The organism is Caulobacter sp. GW821-FHT12D05 (assembly GCF_058807295.1).
Genome location: NZ_JBXAQO010000001.1, coordinates 769,958 through 788,019, shown reverse-complemented (window position 1 = coordinate 788,019; position 18,062 = coordinate 769,958). Strand labels below are relative to the sequence as shown.

The 18,062-nt window shown below is 68.5% G+C and carries 16 protein-coding genes; 6 read left to right on the top strand and 10 right to left on the bottom strand.

Annotation, left to right across the window (positions count from 1 at the left end):
- The first annotated feature begins 36 nt into the window (after positions 1–36).
- The 3 genes from AC1RRR_RS03315 (at position 37) to sseA (ending at position 3,315) form a co-directional block, all read left to right on the top strand.
- Positions 37–1,266, top strand: coding sequence for a class I SAM-dependent methyltransferase (locus tag AC1RRR_RS03315; protein ID WP_492810547.1), 1,230 nt, complete (start codon positions 37–39; stop codon positions 1,264–1,266).
- A 175-nt stretch (positions 1,267–1,441) separates the two neighbouring features.
- Positions 1,442–2,422 carry a cysteine synthase A gene (locus AC1RRR_RS03310; protein WP_492810546.1) on the top strand — a complete coding sequence of 327 codons (981 nt, stop codon included), beginning with the start codon at positions 1,442–1,444 and terminating at the stop codon, positions 2,420–2,422.
- A gap of 35 nt (positions 2,423–2,457) precedes the next feature.
- Positions 2,458–3,315 carry a 3-mercaptopyruvate sulfurtransferase gene (gene sseA / locus AC1RRR_RS03305; protein WP_492810545.1) on the top strand — a complete coding sequence of 286 codons (858 nt, stop codon included), beginning with the start codon at positions 2,458–2,460 and terminating at the stop codon, positions 3,313–3,315.
- Here sseA and AC1RRR_RS03300 read toward each other — a convergent pair.
- The gene (locus AC1RRR_RS03300; RefSeq protein WP_492810543.1) at positions 3,312–4,355 is read right to left on the bottom strand and encodes an amino acid ABC transporter substrate-binding protein; all 1,044 of its coding nucleotides are present in this window, start codon (positions 4,353–4,355) and stop codon (positions 3,312–3,314) included. The genes sseA and AC1RRR_RS03300 overlap by 4 nt on opposite strands.
- Before the next feature lie 106 nt (positions 4,356–4,461).
- Between AC1RRR_RS03300 and metC the strand changes: the two genes are divergently transcribed.
- On the top strand, positions 4,462–5,610 hold the full coding sequence (metC, locus tag AC1RRR_RS03295; RefSeq protein WP_492810541.1) for a cystathionine beta-lyase: 1,149 nt from the start codon (positions 4,462–4,464) through the stop codon (positions 5,608–5,610).
- On the opposite strand, the gene AC1RRR_RS03290 is transcribed toward metC, so the two are convergent.
- The 9 genes from AC1RRR_RS03290 to AC1RRR_RS03250 form a co-directional block, all read right to left on the bottom strand.
- Entirely contained in the window at positions 5,607–6,128 is a 522-nt protein-coding gene (locus AC1RRR_RS03290) for a YdeI/OmpD-associated family protein (RefSeq protein WP_492810539.1), read from the bottom strand. The two genes, metC and AC1RRR_RS03290, sit on opposite strands and share 4 nt — an antisense overlap.
- A 7-nt stretch (positions 6,129–6,135) precedes the next feature.
- Complete coding sequence (locus AC1RRR_RS03285) at positions 6,136–6,543, bottom strand: GFA family protein (RefSeq protein WP_492810537.1); 408 nt, start codon at positions 6,541–6,543, stop codon at positions 6,136–6,138.
- Between the two features lie 75 nt (positions 6,544–6,618).
- On the bottom strand, positions 6,619–7,389 hold the full coding sequence (gene cobA, locus AC1RRR_RS03280) for a uroporphyrinogen-III C-methyltransferase (RefSeq protein WP_492810536.1): 771 nt from the start codon (positions 7,387–7,389) through the stop codon (positions 6,619–6,621).
- A complete protein-coding gene (locus AC1RRR_RS03275; RefSeq protein ID WP_492810535.1) occupies positions 7,379–10,060 on the bottom strand; it encodes a nitrate reductase in 2,682 nt (893 codons plus the stop codon). Before AC1RRR_RS03275 ends, cobA begins: the two co-directional genes overlap by 11 nt.
- Entirely contained in the window at positions 10,060–10,410 is a 351-nt protein-coding gene (gene nirD, locus AC1RRR_RS03270; protein ID WP_454715989.1) for a nitrite reductase small subunit NirD, read from the bottom strand. The genes AC1RRR_RS03275 and nirD overlap by 1 nt, the downstream gene beginning before the upstream one ends.
- Entirely contained in the window at positions 10,407–12,872 is a 2,466-nt protein-coding gene (nirB, locus tag AC1RRR_RS03265) for a nitrite reductase large subunit NirB (protein WP_492810533.1), read from the bottom strand. Before nirB ends, nirD begins: the two co-directional genes overlap by 4 nt.
- A 25-nt stretch (positions 12,873–12,897) precedes the next feature.
- Positions 12,898–14,118: a nitrate/nitrite transporter gene (locus tag AC1RRR_RS03260; RefSeq protein WP_492810532.1), complete on the bottom strand. Its 1,221-nt coding sequence runs from the start codon at positions 14,116–14,118 to the stop codon at positions 12,898–12,900.
- A 236-nt stretch (positions 14,119–14,354) separates the two neighbouring features.
- Positions 14,355–15,332: a CmpA/NrtA family ABC transporter substrate-binding protein gene (locus AC1RRR_RS03255; protein ID WP_492810530.1), complete on the bottom strand. Its 978-nt coding sequence runs from the start codon at positions 15,330–15,332 to the stop codon at positions 14,355–14,357.
- Positions 15,329–15,901 (bottom strand): ANTAR domain-containing response regulator, encoded by a 573-nt coding sequence (locus AC1RRR_RS03250; protein ID WP_492810528.1) that lies wholly within the window; start codon positions 15,899–15,901, stop codon positions 15,329–15,331. The genes AC1RRR_RS03255 and AC1RRR_RS03250 overlap by 4 nt, the downstream gene beginning before the upstream one ends.
- Before the next feature lie 207 nt (positions 15,902–16,108).
- Between AC1RRR_RS03250 and AC1RRR_RS03245 the strand changes: the two genes are divergently transcribed.
- Both AC1RRR_RS03245 and AC1RRR_RS03240 read left to right on the top strand, forming a co-directional pair.
- Positions 16,109–16,573: a DUF4126 family protein gene (locus AC1RRR_RS03245; RefSeq protein ID WP_492810526.1), complete on the top strand. Its 465-nt coding sequence runs from the start codon at positions 16,109–16,111 to the stop codon at positions 16,571–16,573.
- A complete protein-coding gene (locus AC1RRR_RS03240) occupies positions 16,570–17,952 on the top strand; it encodes an FAD-containing oxidoreductase (RefSeq protein ID WP_492810524.1) in 1,383 nt (460 codons plus the stop codon). Before AC1RRR_RS03245 ends, AC1RRR_RS03240 begins: the two co-directional genes overlap by 4 nt.
- Positions 17,953–18,062: the final 110 nt, after the last annotated feature.

Below are 18,062 nucleotides of genomic sequence, written 5' to 3'. Positions count from 1 at the left end.
TCAGGTGGTTAACAGCGTTAATAAACGCGTCACCGGATGCGAGGCCCCGCCTTGGATACTGTGCTCTGGAACCATCCCGACCTGAAGGCCGCCCCGGCCGCCTTCCGCACCGCCCTTCGGGTGGCGGTCGGCAACTGGGAAACCGGTTCGATCACGTTCGTCCTGCCCACCGGCGCGCCCCTGACCATCTCGGGAGGGCAGCCGGGCCCGGCCGCGACGATCCGGATCCACGACTACAACTTTGTCCGCCGCGCCTTCTCGTCCGGCGACATCGGGTTCGCCGAGGGCTTCATGGCCGGCGAGTGGGACACCCCCGACCTGTCGGCCGTGCTCGAGGCGTTCTCGCTGAACTTCGACAAGCTGTCAGCGCTGGTGGACGGCAACCCGGCCATGCGGGTCGTCAACTTTCTCTACCACCTTCTTCATCGCAACAGCCGAGACGGCTCGCGCAAGAACATCCACGCCCACTACGATCTGGGTAACGCCTTCTATTCGCGTTGGCTCGATCCCAGCATGACCTACTCGTCGGCCCTCTACGAGCGCCCGGATCAGCCGCTGCGCGAGGCCCAGACCGCCAAATACGCCGCCCTCGCCCGGACCATCGATCTTTCACCCGGCAAGCACGTGCTGGAAATCGGCTGCGGCTGGGGCGGCTTCGCCGAGTTCGCGGCCAAGGAGGTCGACGCCAAGGTCACCGGCATCACCATCTCGCAAGCCCAGTACGATTTCGCGCGCAAGCGTTTGTTCGAACAGGGTCTTTCGGAAAAGGCCGATATCCGGCTCGTCGACTATCGCGACGTCAGCGGCCAGTTCGACGCCGTGGCCTCGATCGAGATGTTCGAGGCGGTCGGCGAGGCCTATTGGCCGGCCTATTTCGGCAAGGTCCACGACGTGCTGAAACCCGGCGGCCGCGCCGGCCTGCAGATCATCACCATCCGCGACGAGCTCTTCACCCACTACCGCGGACGCACCGACTTCATCCAGCGCTACATCTTCCCGGGCGGCATGCTGCCCAGCGAAGCGCGCCTCAAAGAAGAGACCGAGCGCGCGGGCCTGGAATGGAGCGATCTCAAGCGCTTCGGCCAGAATTATGCCGACACTTTGGCCGAATGGGCGCGCAGTTTCGAGGCCGCCTGGAGCGAGATCCGCAAGGACGGCTTCGACGAGCGTTTCCGCCGGCTGTGGCGGTTCTATCTGAGCTATTGCGAAGCCGGCTTCCGGACCGAGCGAACGAATGTGATCCAGTTGGGTCTCAGTCGCGGGTAACACCTAGCCTTGAAGCTCAGTATTTCCGGTAATGCCTTGTGGATAGTTGGCCAAGCCCATGGCCAAGCTCAAGGTTTGTGGACACGGCTAAACCGCCTTCAGGAAAATTGGGGTTGCGCGGGCGGGCCGCCGCACGATCTACCAGCCATCCGAAAGCTCCTCTCGAAGGCCGACCATGACCGCCCTGCCCAGCGTTCTAGACGCTATTGGAAACACCCCGCTGATCCGCCTGAACCGCGCCAGCGAGGCCACGGGCTGTGAGATCCTGGGCAAGGCCGAGTTCATGAACCCCGGTCAGTCGGTCAAGGACCGCGCGGCGCTGAGCATCATCCGCGACGCCGAGGCCAAGGGCCTACTCAAGCCCGGCGGCCGCATCGTCGAGGGTACGGCCGGCAATACCGGCATCGGCCTGGCCATGGTCGCCTCGGCCCTGGGCTACAAAACGACGATCGTCATCCCGCGCACCCAGAGCCAGGAGAAGAAGGACGCCATCCGCCTGCTGGGCGCCGAGCTGGTCGAGGTGAACGCCGTCCCCTACTCCAATCCCGACAATTATGTCCGTTATTCCGGGCGCTTGGCTGAAGAACTTGGCGCCGTGTGGGCCAACCAGTTCGACAATGTCGCCAACCGCGAGGCCCACTACCAGACCACTGGCCCGGAAATCTTCGAGCAGACCGGCGGCAAGGTCGACGGCTTCATCTGCGCGGTCGGCTCGGGCGGCACCCTGGCCGGGGTCGCCCAGGCCCTGCGCGAGCGCAAGCCCGGCGTGAAGATCGGCCTGGCCGACCCGTACGGCGCGGCCCTTTACAGCTGGTACAAGGACGGCGAGCTGAAGTCCGAAGGGACCTCGATCAGCGAGGGCATCGGCCAGGGTCGGGTCACCGCCAATCTCGAGGACCTGATCATCGACTATCCGTTCCGCGTCGACGACACCGAGATGCTGGAGGTGATCTTCGACCTGGTGCAGCACGAGGGCCTGTGCATGGGCGGCTCCACCGGCATCAACGTCGCCGGCGCCATCAAGCTGGCCAAGGAACTGGGTCCCGGCCACACCATCGTGACCATCCTGTGCGACCACGGCTCGCGGTATCAGTCCAAGCTGTTCAACCGCGAATTCCTGGCGGAAAAGGGCCTCCCCGTCCCGCCTTGGATGTAGGCTGCGACCCAGTTCGAATCTGAAAGGCGTCCCTCATGGCCATCCCGTCCGATCCGCTGGTTTCCACCGCCTGGCTGGCCGAGCATCTCGACGCCCCGGACGTGCGCGTGGTCGACGCCTCGTGGCACATGCCGGCGGCCCAGCGCGATCCGGGCGCGGAGTTCCTGAAGGTCCACATCCCCGGCGCGGTGTTCTTCGACATCGAGGACATCTCGGACGAGACGAGCGACCTGCCGCACATGATCCCGACGGCGGCCAAGTTCTCCTCGCGCGTCAAGAAGCTGGGTCTGGGCGACGGCTCGCGCATCGTTGTCTATGACAGCATCGGCATCCTGCCGGCCGCCCGCGCCTGGTGGCACTTCCGCGCCATGGGCCACGAGGACGTGGTGGTGCTGGACGGCGGCCTGCCCAAGTGGATCGCCGAGGGTCGCCCGGTCGAAGACGGCCCGGCCTCGCCGCAAGAGCGCCATTTCACGCCGCGCTACCAGGCCGACATCTACCGCTCGGTCGACCAGATGCGCGGCATCGTCGAGACCGGCAAGGAACAGATCATCGACGCTCGCGCCGCCGGCCGCTTCGAGGGCCGCGATCCCGAGCCCCGCGCCGGCCTGCGCGGTGGCCACATGCCCGGCGCCCGCAACATCCCGCTGTCGGCTCTGCTGGGTTCCGACGCGACCATGCTGCCCGCCGACCAGTTGAAGACGGTGTTCGAACAGGCCGGCGTCGATATCGACAAGCCGATCGTCTCGACCTGCGGCTCGGGCATCACCGCCTCGGTCGTGGCCCTGGCCCTGGCGCGCCTCGGCAAGCCGCGCTCGGCGGTCTATGACGGCTCGTGGACGGAATGGGGCGGTCTGGCCGATGTGCCCGTGGCCACCGGCCCCGCGACCTAGCGCATCGGTGGCGCGTAAAGCAGGCCGGGCTTGGACGCATTCCAAAGCGCGTTCAGGCCCCGGTCCAGCTTCAGCGCCGAACCCTGCCCCACATCACGATCGAAGATCTCGCCGTAGTTGCCGCCGGCCGTGATGGCGCGCGCGGCCCAGTCGGCGTCGAGGCCCAGCTTGGCGCCATACGCGCCTTCGCCCAGCAGTCGTCGCGCCTCGGGATCGGCGCCGGTCTTCATGTCCTTGACGTTGGCCTTGGTCACCCCGTGCTCCTCGGCCAGGACCAGGGCGTAGAGGGTCCAGCGGACGATGTCGGTCCAGGCCGGGTCGTCCTGGCGCACCAGCGGGCCCAGCGGTTCCTTGGAGATGGCGTCGGGCAGGATCACGTGGGCGCCAGGGTCGTCCATCAGCGTCCGCGTCGCCGCCAAGGCCGAGATGTCGGCGGTGAAGGCGTCGCACTTGTCGGCCTGGTAGGCCGCCCGCGCCTGCTCCTCGCTGTCGAACACCATGGCCGTGTAGGCGATGCCGCGCGAGCGGAAGAAGTCCTCCAGGTTCTGGGACGAGGTGGCGGCGCCCTGGACGCAGATCTTGGCGGTGTTGAGCTCTACGGCGCTGGTCAGGTTCAGGCTGCGACGCACCAGGAAACCCTGGCCGTCGAAATAAGAGATCGCCGCCATGTCCAGCTGGTCGCCGGCGTCGCGCGAGAAGGTCCACGAGGTGTTGCGCCACAGGACGTCGACCTTGCCCGAGCGCAGGGCGGCGATCCGCTCCTCATTGCCCAGCGGTACGAAGGTCACCTTGTCGGGCTTGCCCAGCACCGCGGCGGCCAGGGCGCGGCAGAAGTCGACATTGAAGCCGCGCCAGCGCCCGCCATTGTCCTGGAAGGCGAAGCCCGGCAGCGCGGGGTTCACGCCGCAGCGCAACTCGCCGCGCGCCTTGATGGCCTTCAGGGTCTTGCTGGGCGCGGCGGGCTTGATCGGAAGCGCGGCCTCGACCGGCTTGGTCTCTGATTTGGACGCGGGCCGTTCGCAGCCAGCCAGAGCTAGCACAACCAAAATCACCAAGCCGAACCGCACAGACACCGATCGCTCCTTGAACCGCGCGCGCGGGGCCTTAAACCACAACGATTACGCCGCGTCGCCGAAGAGTCCCGCCATGGATGAAGAAACCCGTCTGATCCGTACAGGCTCCGAGCCCACCAGTCTGGCGCGTGTGGTCAATCCGCCGATCCAGCGCGGTTCGACGGTGCTGCTGCCCAATGCCGCGTCGCTGTATGACGACGACCAGATCACCTACGGCATCACCGGCCTGTCCTCGCCCGCCGCTCTGCAACGCGCCCTGGCCGAGCTGGAGGGCTCACCCGACGTGACGCTGTACCCGTCGGGGCTGGCGGCGATCACCGGGGCCATGCTGGCCGTGCTGAAGGCCGGCGACGAGATCCTGGTGGTCGACAGCGCCTACAAGCCCACGCGCCGATTCTGCGACCGCGTCCTGACCCGCTTTGGCGTCGCGACCACCTACCACGACCCGGCGCTGGACGCCGACGGCCTGATGGCGCTGGTCACGCCAAAGACCCGGATGATCCTGCTGGAAGCGCCCGGCTCCCTGACCTTCGAGATGCAGGACATCCCGACCATCGCCAAGGCGGCCAACGACCGGGGGATCATCACCCTGATCGACAACACCTGGGCGGCGGGCTTCTACTTCAAGCCGCTGGCGCATGGCGTGACGATCAGCGTCCAGGCCCTGACGAAGTATGTCGGCGGCCACTCGGACTGCTTCATGGGCTCGGCCACGACCATGGACGTCGATATCGGCAACGAGCTGGGCAACGCCATGTGGGACATCGGCTGGTCGGTATCGCCCGACGACGCCTACACCATGCTGCGCGGCCTGCGGACCCTGGCTACGCGCCTGCCGCGCCACCAGGAAAGCGGCCTCGACATCGCCCGCTGGCTGCAGGGCCGGCCCGAGGTGTCGAGGGTGTTGCATCCCGCCCTGCCCGGCGATCCCGGCCACGCCGTCTGGAAGCGCGACTTCACCGGCGCCTGCGGGCTGTTCGGCGTGGTGCTCAAGCCCGCCAGCCAGCGCGCCGTCCACGCCTTCCTGGACGAGCTGAAGCTGTTTGGCCTGGGCTTCTCGTGGGGCGGCTATGAGAGCCTGGCCATCCATTGCGATCCGCAGCTCAAAAACCGTAGCGTGCCGGTGAACCTGGAAGGTCCGCTGCTGCGCTTCCACATCGGTCTGGAAAACGTCGACGACCTGAAGGCCGACCTGGAGCGCGGCTTAGAGAAGCTGGTCTAGACGACAGCGCCGTCCTTCCAGGCGCGGGCCATGAAGCGAACCTCGGCGCCGCCCAATGCGGTCAAAGCGTCCTGGATGTTGCGGGTCCTGGCGGCGTCGGACTTCACGCTGTCGAAGCGGCGCAGGATCTCCTTCTGCAGGCTGGGCGGCAGCGCCGCCCAGGCCTCGGCGCTCGCCGGGTCGCGCGCCAGGCCCTGCTCGAAGGCCTCCGGCATCGGATGGGCCGGGCCGCCGCGATAGGCTTCGTCGAAGGCCACCGACACCTCGACCTCGTCGCCCACCTCGACCCCGGCGGCGGCCTCGCGGACGATGCCGTGCAGATAGAGGAAGAACCCGCCATCGCCGCGCGGCATCATGTTGATCCGCCACGGCTCGTCCGGTGCGCCATTGATCTGGACGAGCACCGGCATCGGCTTGCGCCAGCCTTCGCGCAGGCTCCGGGCCTGCTCAGGATCGACCGGCACGAACGGGTTGATGCCGTTGATGTCGATCCGGGCGCGGTAGCGAAGGCTGGTCATGATGGCCCTAGAGGTAGCGCATTTCCGCCGCGCTGGGCTGCTCCCACCAGAGATTGTCGCGACCATTGCCGTAGTTGATGGGCGCGGCGGCCAGTTCCTCGGGCTCGGCGTCCAGCGTCGCCACCTGGACCGAGACGACCTCGCCGCCCAGTTGCTCGACATTGGCCTCGCCATACACCCGCACGCCGCAGGTCATGCAGAAGCGGTGGTCCCCGCTCATCGTGCCGAACTGATAGGCGCCCAGCTTGTCTTCGCCCGCCAGCAGGCGGAAGGCGTTCGGCTTCATCAACACGCCCCACGAGCGGGTCTTGGCGCAGATCGAGCAGTTGCAGCGGCCCGTGCCGGCCGCCAGGTCGATCTTAGCCTCGTAACGGACCGCGCCGCAGTGGCAGCCGCCGGTGTAGGTTTTCAGCATGGGTCGTCCCTCTCGATTGGCGTCGTTTGTTGAACGCCGTTCTAGCGAGGGCCTGCTGCCACCCTACTGTCAGTATCAGGCCGTGAGACGCGATTGCTCGACGATCTCGGCAACGGCATGGGCCTGCGCCGCGACCTCGCCGACCACGATCAGCAGCGGCCCGTCGCCGGCCTCGGCGATCCGTTCAGCCAGGGTCGCCAACGTGCCAGTGTAGAGCCGCGCGTCGGCGCCACCGGCCTTCTCGACGGCGACGGCGGGGGTGTCGGCCGGACGGCCCGCCTGGATCATCCGCTGCGCCAGGTCCCCGGCCACGTCGCCGCCCATATAGACCGCCAGGGTCGCCTCGGGATCGGCCGCCGCGCTCCAGTCGCCCGACAGCTTGCCGGCCTCCAGCCGCGCGGTGGTGAAGACCACGCGGCGCGCTTCGCCACGGTGGGTCAGCGGGAAACCGAACTGGGCGGCGGCGGCGCAGGCGGCGGTGACGCCGGGCACGACCTCGGTCTCGACGCCAAAGCCGTTTAGGAAGGCCGCCTCCTCACCGACACGACCAAAAATCGAGGGATCTCCGCCTTTTAGCCGAACAACCTTCAGCCCCTTACGCGCCAGACGCAGCATCAAGCGGTTGATCTCGTCCTGCTTCATGCTGGGCTTGCCGGCCCGTTTGCCGGTCTGGATGCGTACACAGCCGGGCGGCGCCAGGGCGATGGCCTCTTCCGAGCACAGGGCGTCGTAGAGCAGCGCGCCGGCGCTCTCGACCGCACGGACGGCGCGGACGGTCATCAGGTCCACGGGACCCGGCCCCGCGCCGACCAGCAGGACCTTGCCGAGCGTGTTCTCAACCGACATGGGCGGGTTCCTTAGAAGTCGTGGCCAGGGTTTTGATCATGCGAGCGATTTCCGGACGGCAGGACCCGCAATTGGTCCCCGCGCCCGTCGCCTTGCCGACGGCGTCCGGCGTTCTGGCGCCGGCGGCGATGGCGGCGTCGACCGCCTTGGCCCCGACCTTCAGGCAGGCGCAGACCATCGGGCCCTTGTCGGCCGCCGCGCCGGGCGGACGGCCGAACAGCAGGGTCGAACGGGCCTCGGCGGTCAGGTCATCCTGCGCGAACAGTTCAGCCAGCCAGTCGCGCGCCGGCAGGCGGCCGGAGGTGGTCATGAACAGGACGGCGACCAGGCGGCCATCGTCGATCCAGGCCTGACGGCGGGCGCCGGTCGCGGCGTCCTCATAGGTGACGAGTTCGCCGGCCAGGCCCTTGGACAGGACCTTGCGGAGAGCGTCGCGCTCTGCGGCGTCGCCCCGGCCGGCGAACTCGTGCTGCTGGCAGGCGTCGTGGGGGATACGCCGCCAGACGAGGTCCAGCCCACCGGGGGACGCGAGGCTGGACCGGGTGAGAAAGAAGCCCGTCCAGGTCTCGCGATAGGCGCTGATCCGGGCGGGGGTGTGCTTGAACTCGGGTTGGCCCGAGGTCGGGTCGATGTTCGGCGCGACCAGGGCGTTGGCGCGACCCGACGGGGCGAAGGCGTCGGTCCAGTGCATCGGCATGAACAGGCCGCCGCGCCGCTGGCGGTCGGTGACCTTGGCCACGGCGACGGCCTCGCCACGCCCGGTGATCACCCGCGCCAGGGCGCCGTCCTTCAGTCCCCGGGCCTGGGCGTCCTCGGGATGGATCTCGACATAGGGCTCCGGCGCGTGGCGGCACAGGTCCGGGGCCAAGCCCGTGCGGGTCATGGTGTGCCACTGGTCGCGGATGCGGCCGGTGTTCAGCGACATCGGGAAGGCGCCGCTGACGGCCTCGGCCGGACCGCGCGGCCGGGTCGGGACCATGCGGGCGCGGCCGTCGGGGGTCTGGAAACGCCCGTCAACAAACAGGCGGGGCGTGCCTTTGCCGTCGGCCTTCACCGGCCACTGGATCGGCAGGAGTTCGCCATAAGCCTCTGGCGTCAAAGTCGAAAGTCCGGAGATATTCAGCAGGCGACCTTCGTTCTCATAGGCCGTCAGGCGCGCCCATTCGCGGAACACACCGGCGTTGCTGGCCCAGCCGAAGCCGTCAAAGCCCATGGCTGTGGCGACATCGGCCATGATCTTCCAGTCGGCCCGCGCATTGCCCGGCGCCGGGAACAGGGTCCGCTGGCGCGAGATGCGGCGCTCGGAATTGGTGACCGTGCCGTCCTTCTCGCCCCAGCCCAGGGCCGGCAGCTTGACGTTGGCGAAGGCCGTGGTGTCGGTCTCGACGCAGTCGGAGACCACCACGAACGGGCACTTGGCCAGCGCGTCGCGGATCGCGCCGCTGTCGGGCAGGCTGACGGCGGGGTTGGTGGCCATCACCCAGATCGCCTTGATCCGGCCATCGCGGACCGCCTCGAACATCTCGATGGCCTTCAGGCCCGGCGCGCGGACGGTGTCGGGCGCGCCCCAGAAGCGGGCGACGCGGTCGCGATCCTCCGGCGCGAAGTCCATGTGACCGGCCAGGGTGTTGGCCATGCCGCCGGTCTCGCGGCCGCCCATCGCGTTGGGCTGGCCGGTGATCGAAAACGGGCAAGCGCCCGGCTTGCCGATCCGGCCGGTGGCCAGGTGGGCGTTGATGATCGCCAGGCCCTTGGCCACGCCCTGGGCCGACTGGTTGGCCCCCATCGAGAACAGGCTGACCGTCCGTTCGTGCTGCGCGAACAGATCGTAGAAGTCCTGCACCGCCTCGACCGGCACGCCGCAGTCGGCGGCGACGGCGCTGACCGACTGGTCCATTTCCAGAAGCGCGGCGACCACTTGGTCGAAATTGTTCACATGCTGGGCGATGTATTCGCGATCGATCGCGCCGCGCCGGATCAGGTCGGCCAGCAGGCCGCTCCACAGGCGCACGTCGCTCTGCGGCGCGATCGCCAAGTGCAGGTCGGCGCCCTCGGCGGTGTCGGTGCGGCGCGGGTCGATGACCACGTGCTTCTGGCCCCGCGCCTTGGCCGCCTCCATGCGGCGGAACAGCACCGGATGGGTCCAGGCGGCGTTGTGGCCGCTAAACACCACCAGATCGGCGAGGTCGAGGTCTTCATAGCAGCCGGGCACCAGATCGGCGCCGAACGCCTGCTTGTGAGCGGCGACCGCCGAGGCCATGCAGAGGCGGCTGTTGGTGTCGATATTGCCCGAGCCGATGAAGCCCTTCATCAGCTTGTTGGCGACGTAGTAGTCCTCGGTCAGCAACTGGCCCGAGACATAGAAGGCCACGCTGTCACGGCCGTGGCGGGCGATCGTGTCCTTGAAGCGCTTGGCCACCAGGGCGGTGGCCTCGGCCCAGGACGCGACCTTGCCGTTGATCGTCGGCTCCAGCAGTCGCCCCTCCAGTCCGACCGTCGCGCCCAGCGCCGAGCCCTTCGAGCACAGGCGACCGAGATTGGCCGGGTGGACCGCGTCGCCGGCGATCGACACCGAACGGCCCTCGCCCACCATGCCCGCGACGCCGCAACCGACGCCGCAATAGGCACAGGTGGTCTTGATCGTGGGGAGCGAGGCGGAGCCGTCGGCCATCAGTCAGCCATCGCCGGTTGGGCCAGCAGGATACGGCCGTCCTTGACCAGCACCGGCACCACGGGCGTGCAGCCCTTGCCGGCGTCGGCCCCGGTCGGGTGACCTGTCGCCAGGTCGATGACCCAGCTGTGCAGCGGACAGGTCACGCCGTGGCCGTGGACGATGCCTTGGCTCAGAGGGCCGTGCTTGTGCGGACAGCGGTCGACCAGGGCGAAGACCTGACCGTCGCCGGTGCGGAACACGGCGACGTCGCCCTGGGCCGTGGCCACCCGTCGCGCGCCGCGCTCGGGGATGTCGGTCACGGCGCCGACGTCACGCCAATCGGGATCGATGTGAGCTTGCAGGGTCATTCGGCCGCCATCTCCAGGGGAAGGGTCGCCATGGGCTTGAACTCGCCGGCCGCCACGCGACCCGAGGCGCGCGCGGCCCACGGATCGATCTGGGCGGTTTCCTGCGAGACCACGAAGCGGGCGAACAGCGCCGCGCGGTTGTCGAGATCGTCCACGGTCTGGGCGCGGATCGTGTCCAGCCCGATGCGGGCCATCCACTTGTAGATCCGCTCCAGGTACCAGCCGCCCTCGCGGTACATCTGCATGACGGCCGAGATGACCTGGATCGCCTCGTCCTCGGTCGGGACGCGAGTCAGCAACTGCGTGCCCTGGATGTGCAGGCCGGCCGCGCCGCCGACGTGGATCTCGTAGCCGCTGTCGACGCAGATCACGCCGATGTCCTTGCAGGTCGATTCCGCGCAGTTGCGGGGACAGCCCGACACGGCCAGCTTGACCTTGGCCGGGGCCCACGAGCCCCACATGAACTTCTCAAGCTTGATCCCCAGGCCGGTGGAGTCCTGAGTGCCGAACCGGCACCAGTCGCTGCCGACGCAGGTCTTTACCGTGCGCAGGCCCTTCGCGTAGGCGTGGCCACTGACCATGCCAGCCGCGTTGAGGTCGGCCCACACCGCCGGCAGGTCGTCCTTCTTGACGCCCAGCAGGTCGATGCGCTGGCCGCCGGTCACCTTCACGGCTGGGATGGCGTACTTGTCAGCGACGTCGGCGATGGCCCGCAGCTCGTCGGGCGTCGTCATGCCGCCCCACATGCGCGGCACCACCGAATAGGTCCCGTCCTTCTGGATGTTGGCGTGGACCCGCTCGTTGATGTAGCGCGACTGGCTGTCGTCGGCGTACTCGCCCGGCCAGGCGCACAGCAGGTAGTAGTTCAGGGCCGGACGGCACGAGGCGCAGCCGTCGGGCGTGGTCCATTCCATGGCCTGGAACAGGGCCGGCATCGACTTGAGTTCCAGCTCGACGATCGCTTTGCGCACGTCGCCGTGCGGATGGTGCGTGCACTTGCACATCGGCTTCGGCCCGGTCTGGGCCTTGAAGCCGTCGCCCAGGGTCAGGCGAATGACCTGCTCCACCAGCGGCGTGCACGACCCGCACGAGGCCGAGGCCTTGGTCACCGCGCGGACGTCGTCCAGCGTGGTCAGGCCCTGGGCCGCGATGGCGCCGGTGATCGCACCCTTGCAAACGCCGTTGCAGCCGCAGATTTCCTGCGTGTCGGGCATGGCCGCAACGGCCGCGCTAGGGTCCAGGCCAGACAGGCCCTCCGTGATCGCTTGCCCGAAGATCAGGGTCTCGCGGATGTCGGCGACCTCGGTCCCCGCCCGCATCAGGTCGAAGTACCAGCCACCGTCGGCCGCGTCGCCGAACAGCACCGCGCCCGCGACCTTGCCGTCCTCGATGACCACGCGCTTGTAGACGCCGCGCGCGGCGTCGCGGAACACGATGTCCTCGCAGCCGTCGCCGCCGGCGAACTTGCCGGCCGAGAAGACGTCAACGCCCGAGACCTTCAGGCGGGTCGATAGCACCGAGCCCTGATAACCGCCCTCGCCGTCCGTCAGCTCTTCGGCCAGCGCCCGGCACATGTCCCAGATGGGCGCGACCAGGCCGTAGCAGTTGCCGCGGTGCTCGACGCATTCGCCGACCGAGAACACGGCCGGGTCCGAGGTGCGCATGACGTCGTCGACGACGATGCCGCGATTGACCTGCAGGCCCGAAGCCTTGGCCAAAGTCGAGTTCGGCCGGATGCCGACCGCCATGACCAGCAGATCGCACGGCAGGACACGGCCGTCCTTCAGCTTCAGGCCGGCGACCTTGCCGTCCTGGCCGACGATCTCTTCGGAGTGCGCGCCCAGCACCGTCTCGACGCCGCGTTCGGCCAGGGCCTCGCGCAGCAGGTAGCCGGCGCTTTCGTCCAGCTGGCGCTCCATCAGCACGTCCATCAGGTGGACGACCGTGGCCCCCATGCCGCGACGGGCCAGGCCGTAGGCGGCTTCCAGGCCCAGCAGGCCACCGCCGATAACCACGGCGCGGGCGCTAGGCTTGCCGGAGGCCTCGACCATCGCCTCGACGTCGTCCAGGTCGCGGAAAGTGACCACGCCCTTCAGGTCCGAACCCGGCAGTGGCAGGCGGAACGGATCCGAGCCGGTGGCCAGGATCAGCTTGTCGTAAGCGACCTCCAGACCGCCCTCGGCGACCACCTTGCGGCCCTCCAGGTCGACCGCCGTGACGGCGCGTCCGGCGTGCAGGGTGATGGCGTTGTCGCGGTACCAGGCCTCGTCGTTGATGACGATGTCGGCGAAGCTCTTCTCGCCCGCCAGCACCGGCGACAGCATGATGCGGTTGTAGTTCACCCGCGGCTCGGCGCCGAAGATGGTGACGTCGTAGCGGCTCGGGTCGCGCTTGAGCACTTCCTCGACCGCCCGGCAGCCGGCCATGCCGTTGCCGATGACGACCAGACGTTGCTTGGTCATGGCTATCTCGTTCTTTGAGGAAGGATCAGACGCGGACGCTGGCGGCGTCGCCGTGCAGGGTCGGCCAGATGGCGCGCCAGCGGGCCTTGAGGCTGAACAGGGCGCCGAAGGCGAACAGGGCCAGCAGGGCGAAACCCAGGAAGCCGGACTGGTAGGAACCGGTCATCTTCTTGGCCATGCCCAAGGTCGAGGCCAGGTAGAAGCCGCCGATGCCACCAGTCATGCCGATCAAGCCGGTCATGACGCCGATCTCGCGGCGGAACCGCTGCGGGGCCAGCTGGAACACCGCGCCATTGCCCGCGCCCAGGGCCAGCATCGAGAACATCAGGGCGGCCAGGGCGAACCAGGCGGTCGGCAGCTGGAAGCTGGCGGTGGCCAGGCCCAGGGCGGCCAGGATGTAGACGAAGCTCAAGGTGCGCACGCCGCCGAACTTGTCGGCCAGGGCCCCACCGACCGGGCGGATGAACGAGCCGGAGAAGACGCAGGCGGCGGTGAAGAAGCCAGCCACGACCGGATCCAGGCCGTACTCGCTGTTGAAGTACATGGTCAGCGACGAGGCCAGGCCGACGAAGCCGCCGAAGGTCACGCCGTACAGCAGCATCAGCCACCAGGCGTCCGGGACCTTCAGGACGTCGAGATACTCGGCCAGCTTCTTGGGCGCGGGCTGCTCGGGGGCGTCCTTGGCCAGCAGCATGTAGACGACGAAGGCGACGGCCAGCGGGATGGCGGCCAGGCCGATCACGGTCTGCCAGCCGAACGCCTTGGCCAGGGCCGGGGCGAACAGGGCCGCCAGGGCCGTGCCGGAGTTGCCCGCGCCCGCGATGCCCAAGGCCAAGCCCTGATGCTCCTGCGGATACCAGTGCGAGGCCAGCGGCAGGGCGACGGCGAACGAGGCGCCGGCGACACCAAGGATGATGCCCAGCACCAGCACCTGATGGTAGTTATGGATGCCGACCGCCCAGGCCAGGACCAGACCCGTCAACACGATCATCTGGCCGATCATGCCTGTCTTCTTGGGACCGATGCGATCGACCAGCACGCCATTGACCAGGCGCAGCACCGCGCCGGCCAGGACCGGGATGGCGACCATCAGGCCCTTCTGGGCCGGATCCAGGTGGAAGTCCTTGGCGATGGCCACGCCCAGCGGGCCCAGGATCACCCAGACCATGAAGCTGAGATCGAAGTACAGGAACGCTGCGAACAGGGTCGGCGCATGGCCGGCCTTCAGGAAGTCGCGGGAGATCATTGTCGGCCTCGACGGGTTGCGTGTCTGCGAGAGCGGAGCGTCATCGCTCCGGGTGGCTGACCGCATCCGAGCGGTCCTCTGGCAGCCGCGAACGCCGTTGTTCGTTGGCCTTGAGCCTATGTGAGACCCGTTATTCGCGGGATGTCATCGGCAATGCCGCGTTGCGGCGCCAATGACGTGTGCGGCGCACGATCGCTCAGCAAACAGGCGTCAGCGGCGCCCGAGACTTGTGCAGATCAGGCAGGAACCAAGTCCAGCGTCAGCGCCACGGCGCGATAGAGCTCGGGCTGGTAGACGCGGTCGACCAGCGCTTCGAGGTCCGCGCCGGGCTCAAGCTGGCCCAGGCGGACCATCCGCGACGCCATCCACAGGCCGTGCTCGCGACGCGGCAGGCCCGCGCCGTCCCGGTGGAAGACGATCTCGTGCTCCAGGGCGCGGACGATGGCGGCCGGCGGCGCGTCGACGCGATCCGGGTGGGCCAGGATGGCGATCAGGTCCTCACGGTTGGCGGGATCATCGGCCCAGGCCGCGCCGCGGATCACCGCCCGCAGGCCGGCGCGCAGTTCGTCCGGGCGATGCAGGGCCAGCTCTGACCTCACGCCCAGCACCTTGTCCGGCCCGCCGGCCCACAGCTGCGAGGCCGTGACCAGGATGCGGCCCAACCCCTCGGCCTCGGCCACCGCGTTCCAGGGGGCGCCGACACAGAAGCCGTCCACCGCGCCGGCCCGCATCTGCTCGACCATGCGTGGCGGCGGGATGACCACGATGCGGACGTCGTGGTCCGGATCGACGCCGCCCTTAACCAGCCAGTCGCGCAGCAGGTAGTTGTGCATCGACTGCGGGAAGACCACGGCGAAGGTTAGGAGCCCCTGCCCGCCGGCCCGCCGCGCGGCGACCACCTCGGCCAGACCTTCGCCCGCGGCGCCGACCGTGGCGGCCAGCGCCGTCGAGACCGTCACCGCGCTACCATTCTGGTTCAGCGCCAGCGGGGCCAGCACCTCGCCGTCCGCCGCCAGGGCCATCGGGGCCAGCATGTGAGCGCCGTCCAAAGCGCCGACGGCGACCTTGTCGCGGATCGTCGCCCACGAGGCCTCCCGGACCAGCTCGACGGCCAGTCCCTCTTCCTCGAAGAAGCCCAGCGCCTGGGCGGCGACCAGCGGCGCGCAGTCGGTCAGCGGGATGAAGCCCAGCTTCAGCTCGGAGAGCCCGCTCACGAGGCGTCGCCCTTCAGCACCCCGGCGAAGGCCAGGAGGTCGGCAGCGACCGAGCCGATCGGCTTGCCCCGGTCCATGGCCAGCTTGCGCAGCAGGCGGTAGGCGCCGTCCTCGTCCAGGCCGCGCTCCTTCATCAAGAGGCCCTTGGCGCGCTCGACGGTCTTGCGGGATTCCAGGTCGGCCTTGGCCTTGGCCAGGTCGCCGCGCAGCTGCTGGGTCAGGGCGAAGCGGCTCATGGCCACGTCCAGGATCGAGCGCACGCGATTGGCCGCCAGGCCGTCGACGACATAGGCCGCCACGCCGGCGCGCACAGCCTGCTCGGCCAGTCCCGGCTCGGAACGGTCGACGAACATCACTACCGGCCGCCCGTGGCCATAGTCCTTGAGGCTGTCGAGCGTGTCGCGATCGGGGCTCTCGGCGGCGATCACCACCACGTCCGGCGCGAAGGCCATGACCTCAGCCTCGTCATAGACGGCCGAGCGGCGCACCTCGAGCGGCTGCACGCCCTCCAGCCCCTCGGCCACCAGGGCGGCGCGCGCGGTATCTGGATCAATGACAAGCACCCGCATCGCCTTGGTCCTAAGCGGCGCCGGGCCGCGCGGGGGAACTTTCCCCCGTCAGGGGCGTCCGCATCGACATCCGCTCAGAAAGCGGGCGCCGACGATTATTCCTTGGGCGTCGCACCAATGCGACGAGAACGTGCAAGACCGTCAATCGACCTTGCGTTGCCTTGCGCGAACGCGCCAGATCGGCGCGTAGACCAAGCGGAGCCTTTGATGACCCTCTATGTGTTCGCCCTTCTGATCGGCGTGATCGCCGGCCTTCGCGCCATGACCGCGCCGGCCGCCGTCGCCTGGGGCGCCAAACTCGGCTGGCTGGCCCTGGCGGGCTTTCCGCTGGCCTGGCTGGGCGGCTGGATCGCCGTGGGCGTGTTCACCGTGCTGGCCGTGCTGGAGCTGGTCGCCGACCAGAATCCCAAGACTCCCAGCCGCAAGGTCCCGCACCAGTTCGGCACGCGCATCCTGACCGGCGCCTTCAGCGGCGCGGCCCTGATGATGCCCAGCGGCCACTGGCTGCGCGGCGCGGTCATCGGCGCTGTTGGCGCGGTGCTCGGCACCCTGGGCGGCGCCGAGGTGCGCGGTCGCCTGGCCGCCAAGTTCGGCAAGGACGCCCCGGCCGCCTTCATCGAGGACGCCATCGCTGTCGTCGGCGGCCTGCTGATCGTGGCCCTGGCCCGATGAGCAGTCCGCGCGCGTTCGACGCCATCATCATCGGCGCGGGCCAGGCCGGTCCGCCCCTGGCCGGCCGCCTGACCGCCGCCGGCCAGACGGTGGCGCTGATCGAGCGCAAGGACTTCGGCGGCACCTGCGTCAACACTGGCTGCATGCCGACCAAGACCCTGGTCGCCAGCGCCTACGCCGCCCACCTGGCGCGCCGGGCGGACGACTACGGAGTCGTGCTGAACGGCCCGGTCGGTATCGACATGAAGCGGGTCAAGGACCGCCAGCAGACGGTGGTCAAGAACGCCCGCGGCAATGTCGAGAAATGGCTGCGCGGCATGCCCGGCATCACTGTGATCCAGGGCCACGCCCGCTTCGAGAGCGCCGACACCGTCCGCGTCGGCGACGACTTGCTGACCGCGCCGAAGATCTTCCTGAACGTCGGCGGCCGCGCCAACGTGCCGGACATGCCGGGTGTGGACGACATCACCTATCTGACCAATGTCGGCATGATGCAGCTGGAGACGCTGCCCGAGCACCTGGTGATCGTCGGCGGCAGCTATATCGGGCTGGAGTTCGCCCAGATGTTCCGCCGCTTCGGCAGCCAGGTGACGGTGGTCGAGATGGGCCCGCGCCTGATTGGCCGCGAGGATCCGGAAGTCTCCGACACGATCCGCGAGATCCTGGAGGCCGAGGGCGTCACCTTCCGCCTTAACTCGGAATGCATCAGCTTCGCCCCACACGAGGACGGCGTCTGCGTCCACGTCACCTGCGAGGCCGGCGCGCCGCAGGTCACCGGCACCCACGTGCTGCTGGCCGTGGGCCGCAAGCCCAATACCGACGACCTGGGCTTGGACAAGGCCGGGATCGAGATCGACAAGCGCGGCTACGTCGTCGTCGATGACCAGCTGCGCACCAATGTCCCCGGCGTCTGGGCCATGGGCGACTGCAACGGCAAGGGCGCCTTCACCCACACGGCCTATAACGACTTCGAGATCATCGCCGCCAACCTCTTGGACAATGATCCTCGCAAGGTCAGCGACCGCATCAGCTGCTACGGCCTGTTCGTCGATCCGCCGCTGGGCCGCGTGGGCATAACCGAGGCCGAGGCCAAGGCGAGCGGCCGCAAACTGCTGATCGGCCAGCGACCGATGACCCGCGTCGGCCGCGCCGTCGAAAAAGGCGAAACCCAAGGCTTCATGAAAGTGGTGGTCGACGCCGAGACCAAGGAGATCCTGGGCGCCGCGATCCTGGGCCTGAACGGCGACGAAGCCATCCACGGCATGATCGACCTGATGTACGCCAAGGCGCCCTACACGGTGATCTCGCGGGCGGTGCACATCCACCCGACCGTCTCCGAGCTGATCCCGACCATGCTGCAAGAGCTGAAGCCGGTTTAGATTTTCAGATTAAGTTTTTCAGTTTTTGGCGGGGTCGCTTTCAGACGAAATAGAACCTGTTTCGGTTGCGATAGGCCGCGCCGCCCCCAAATAGCTGCGCAGACGCCGAC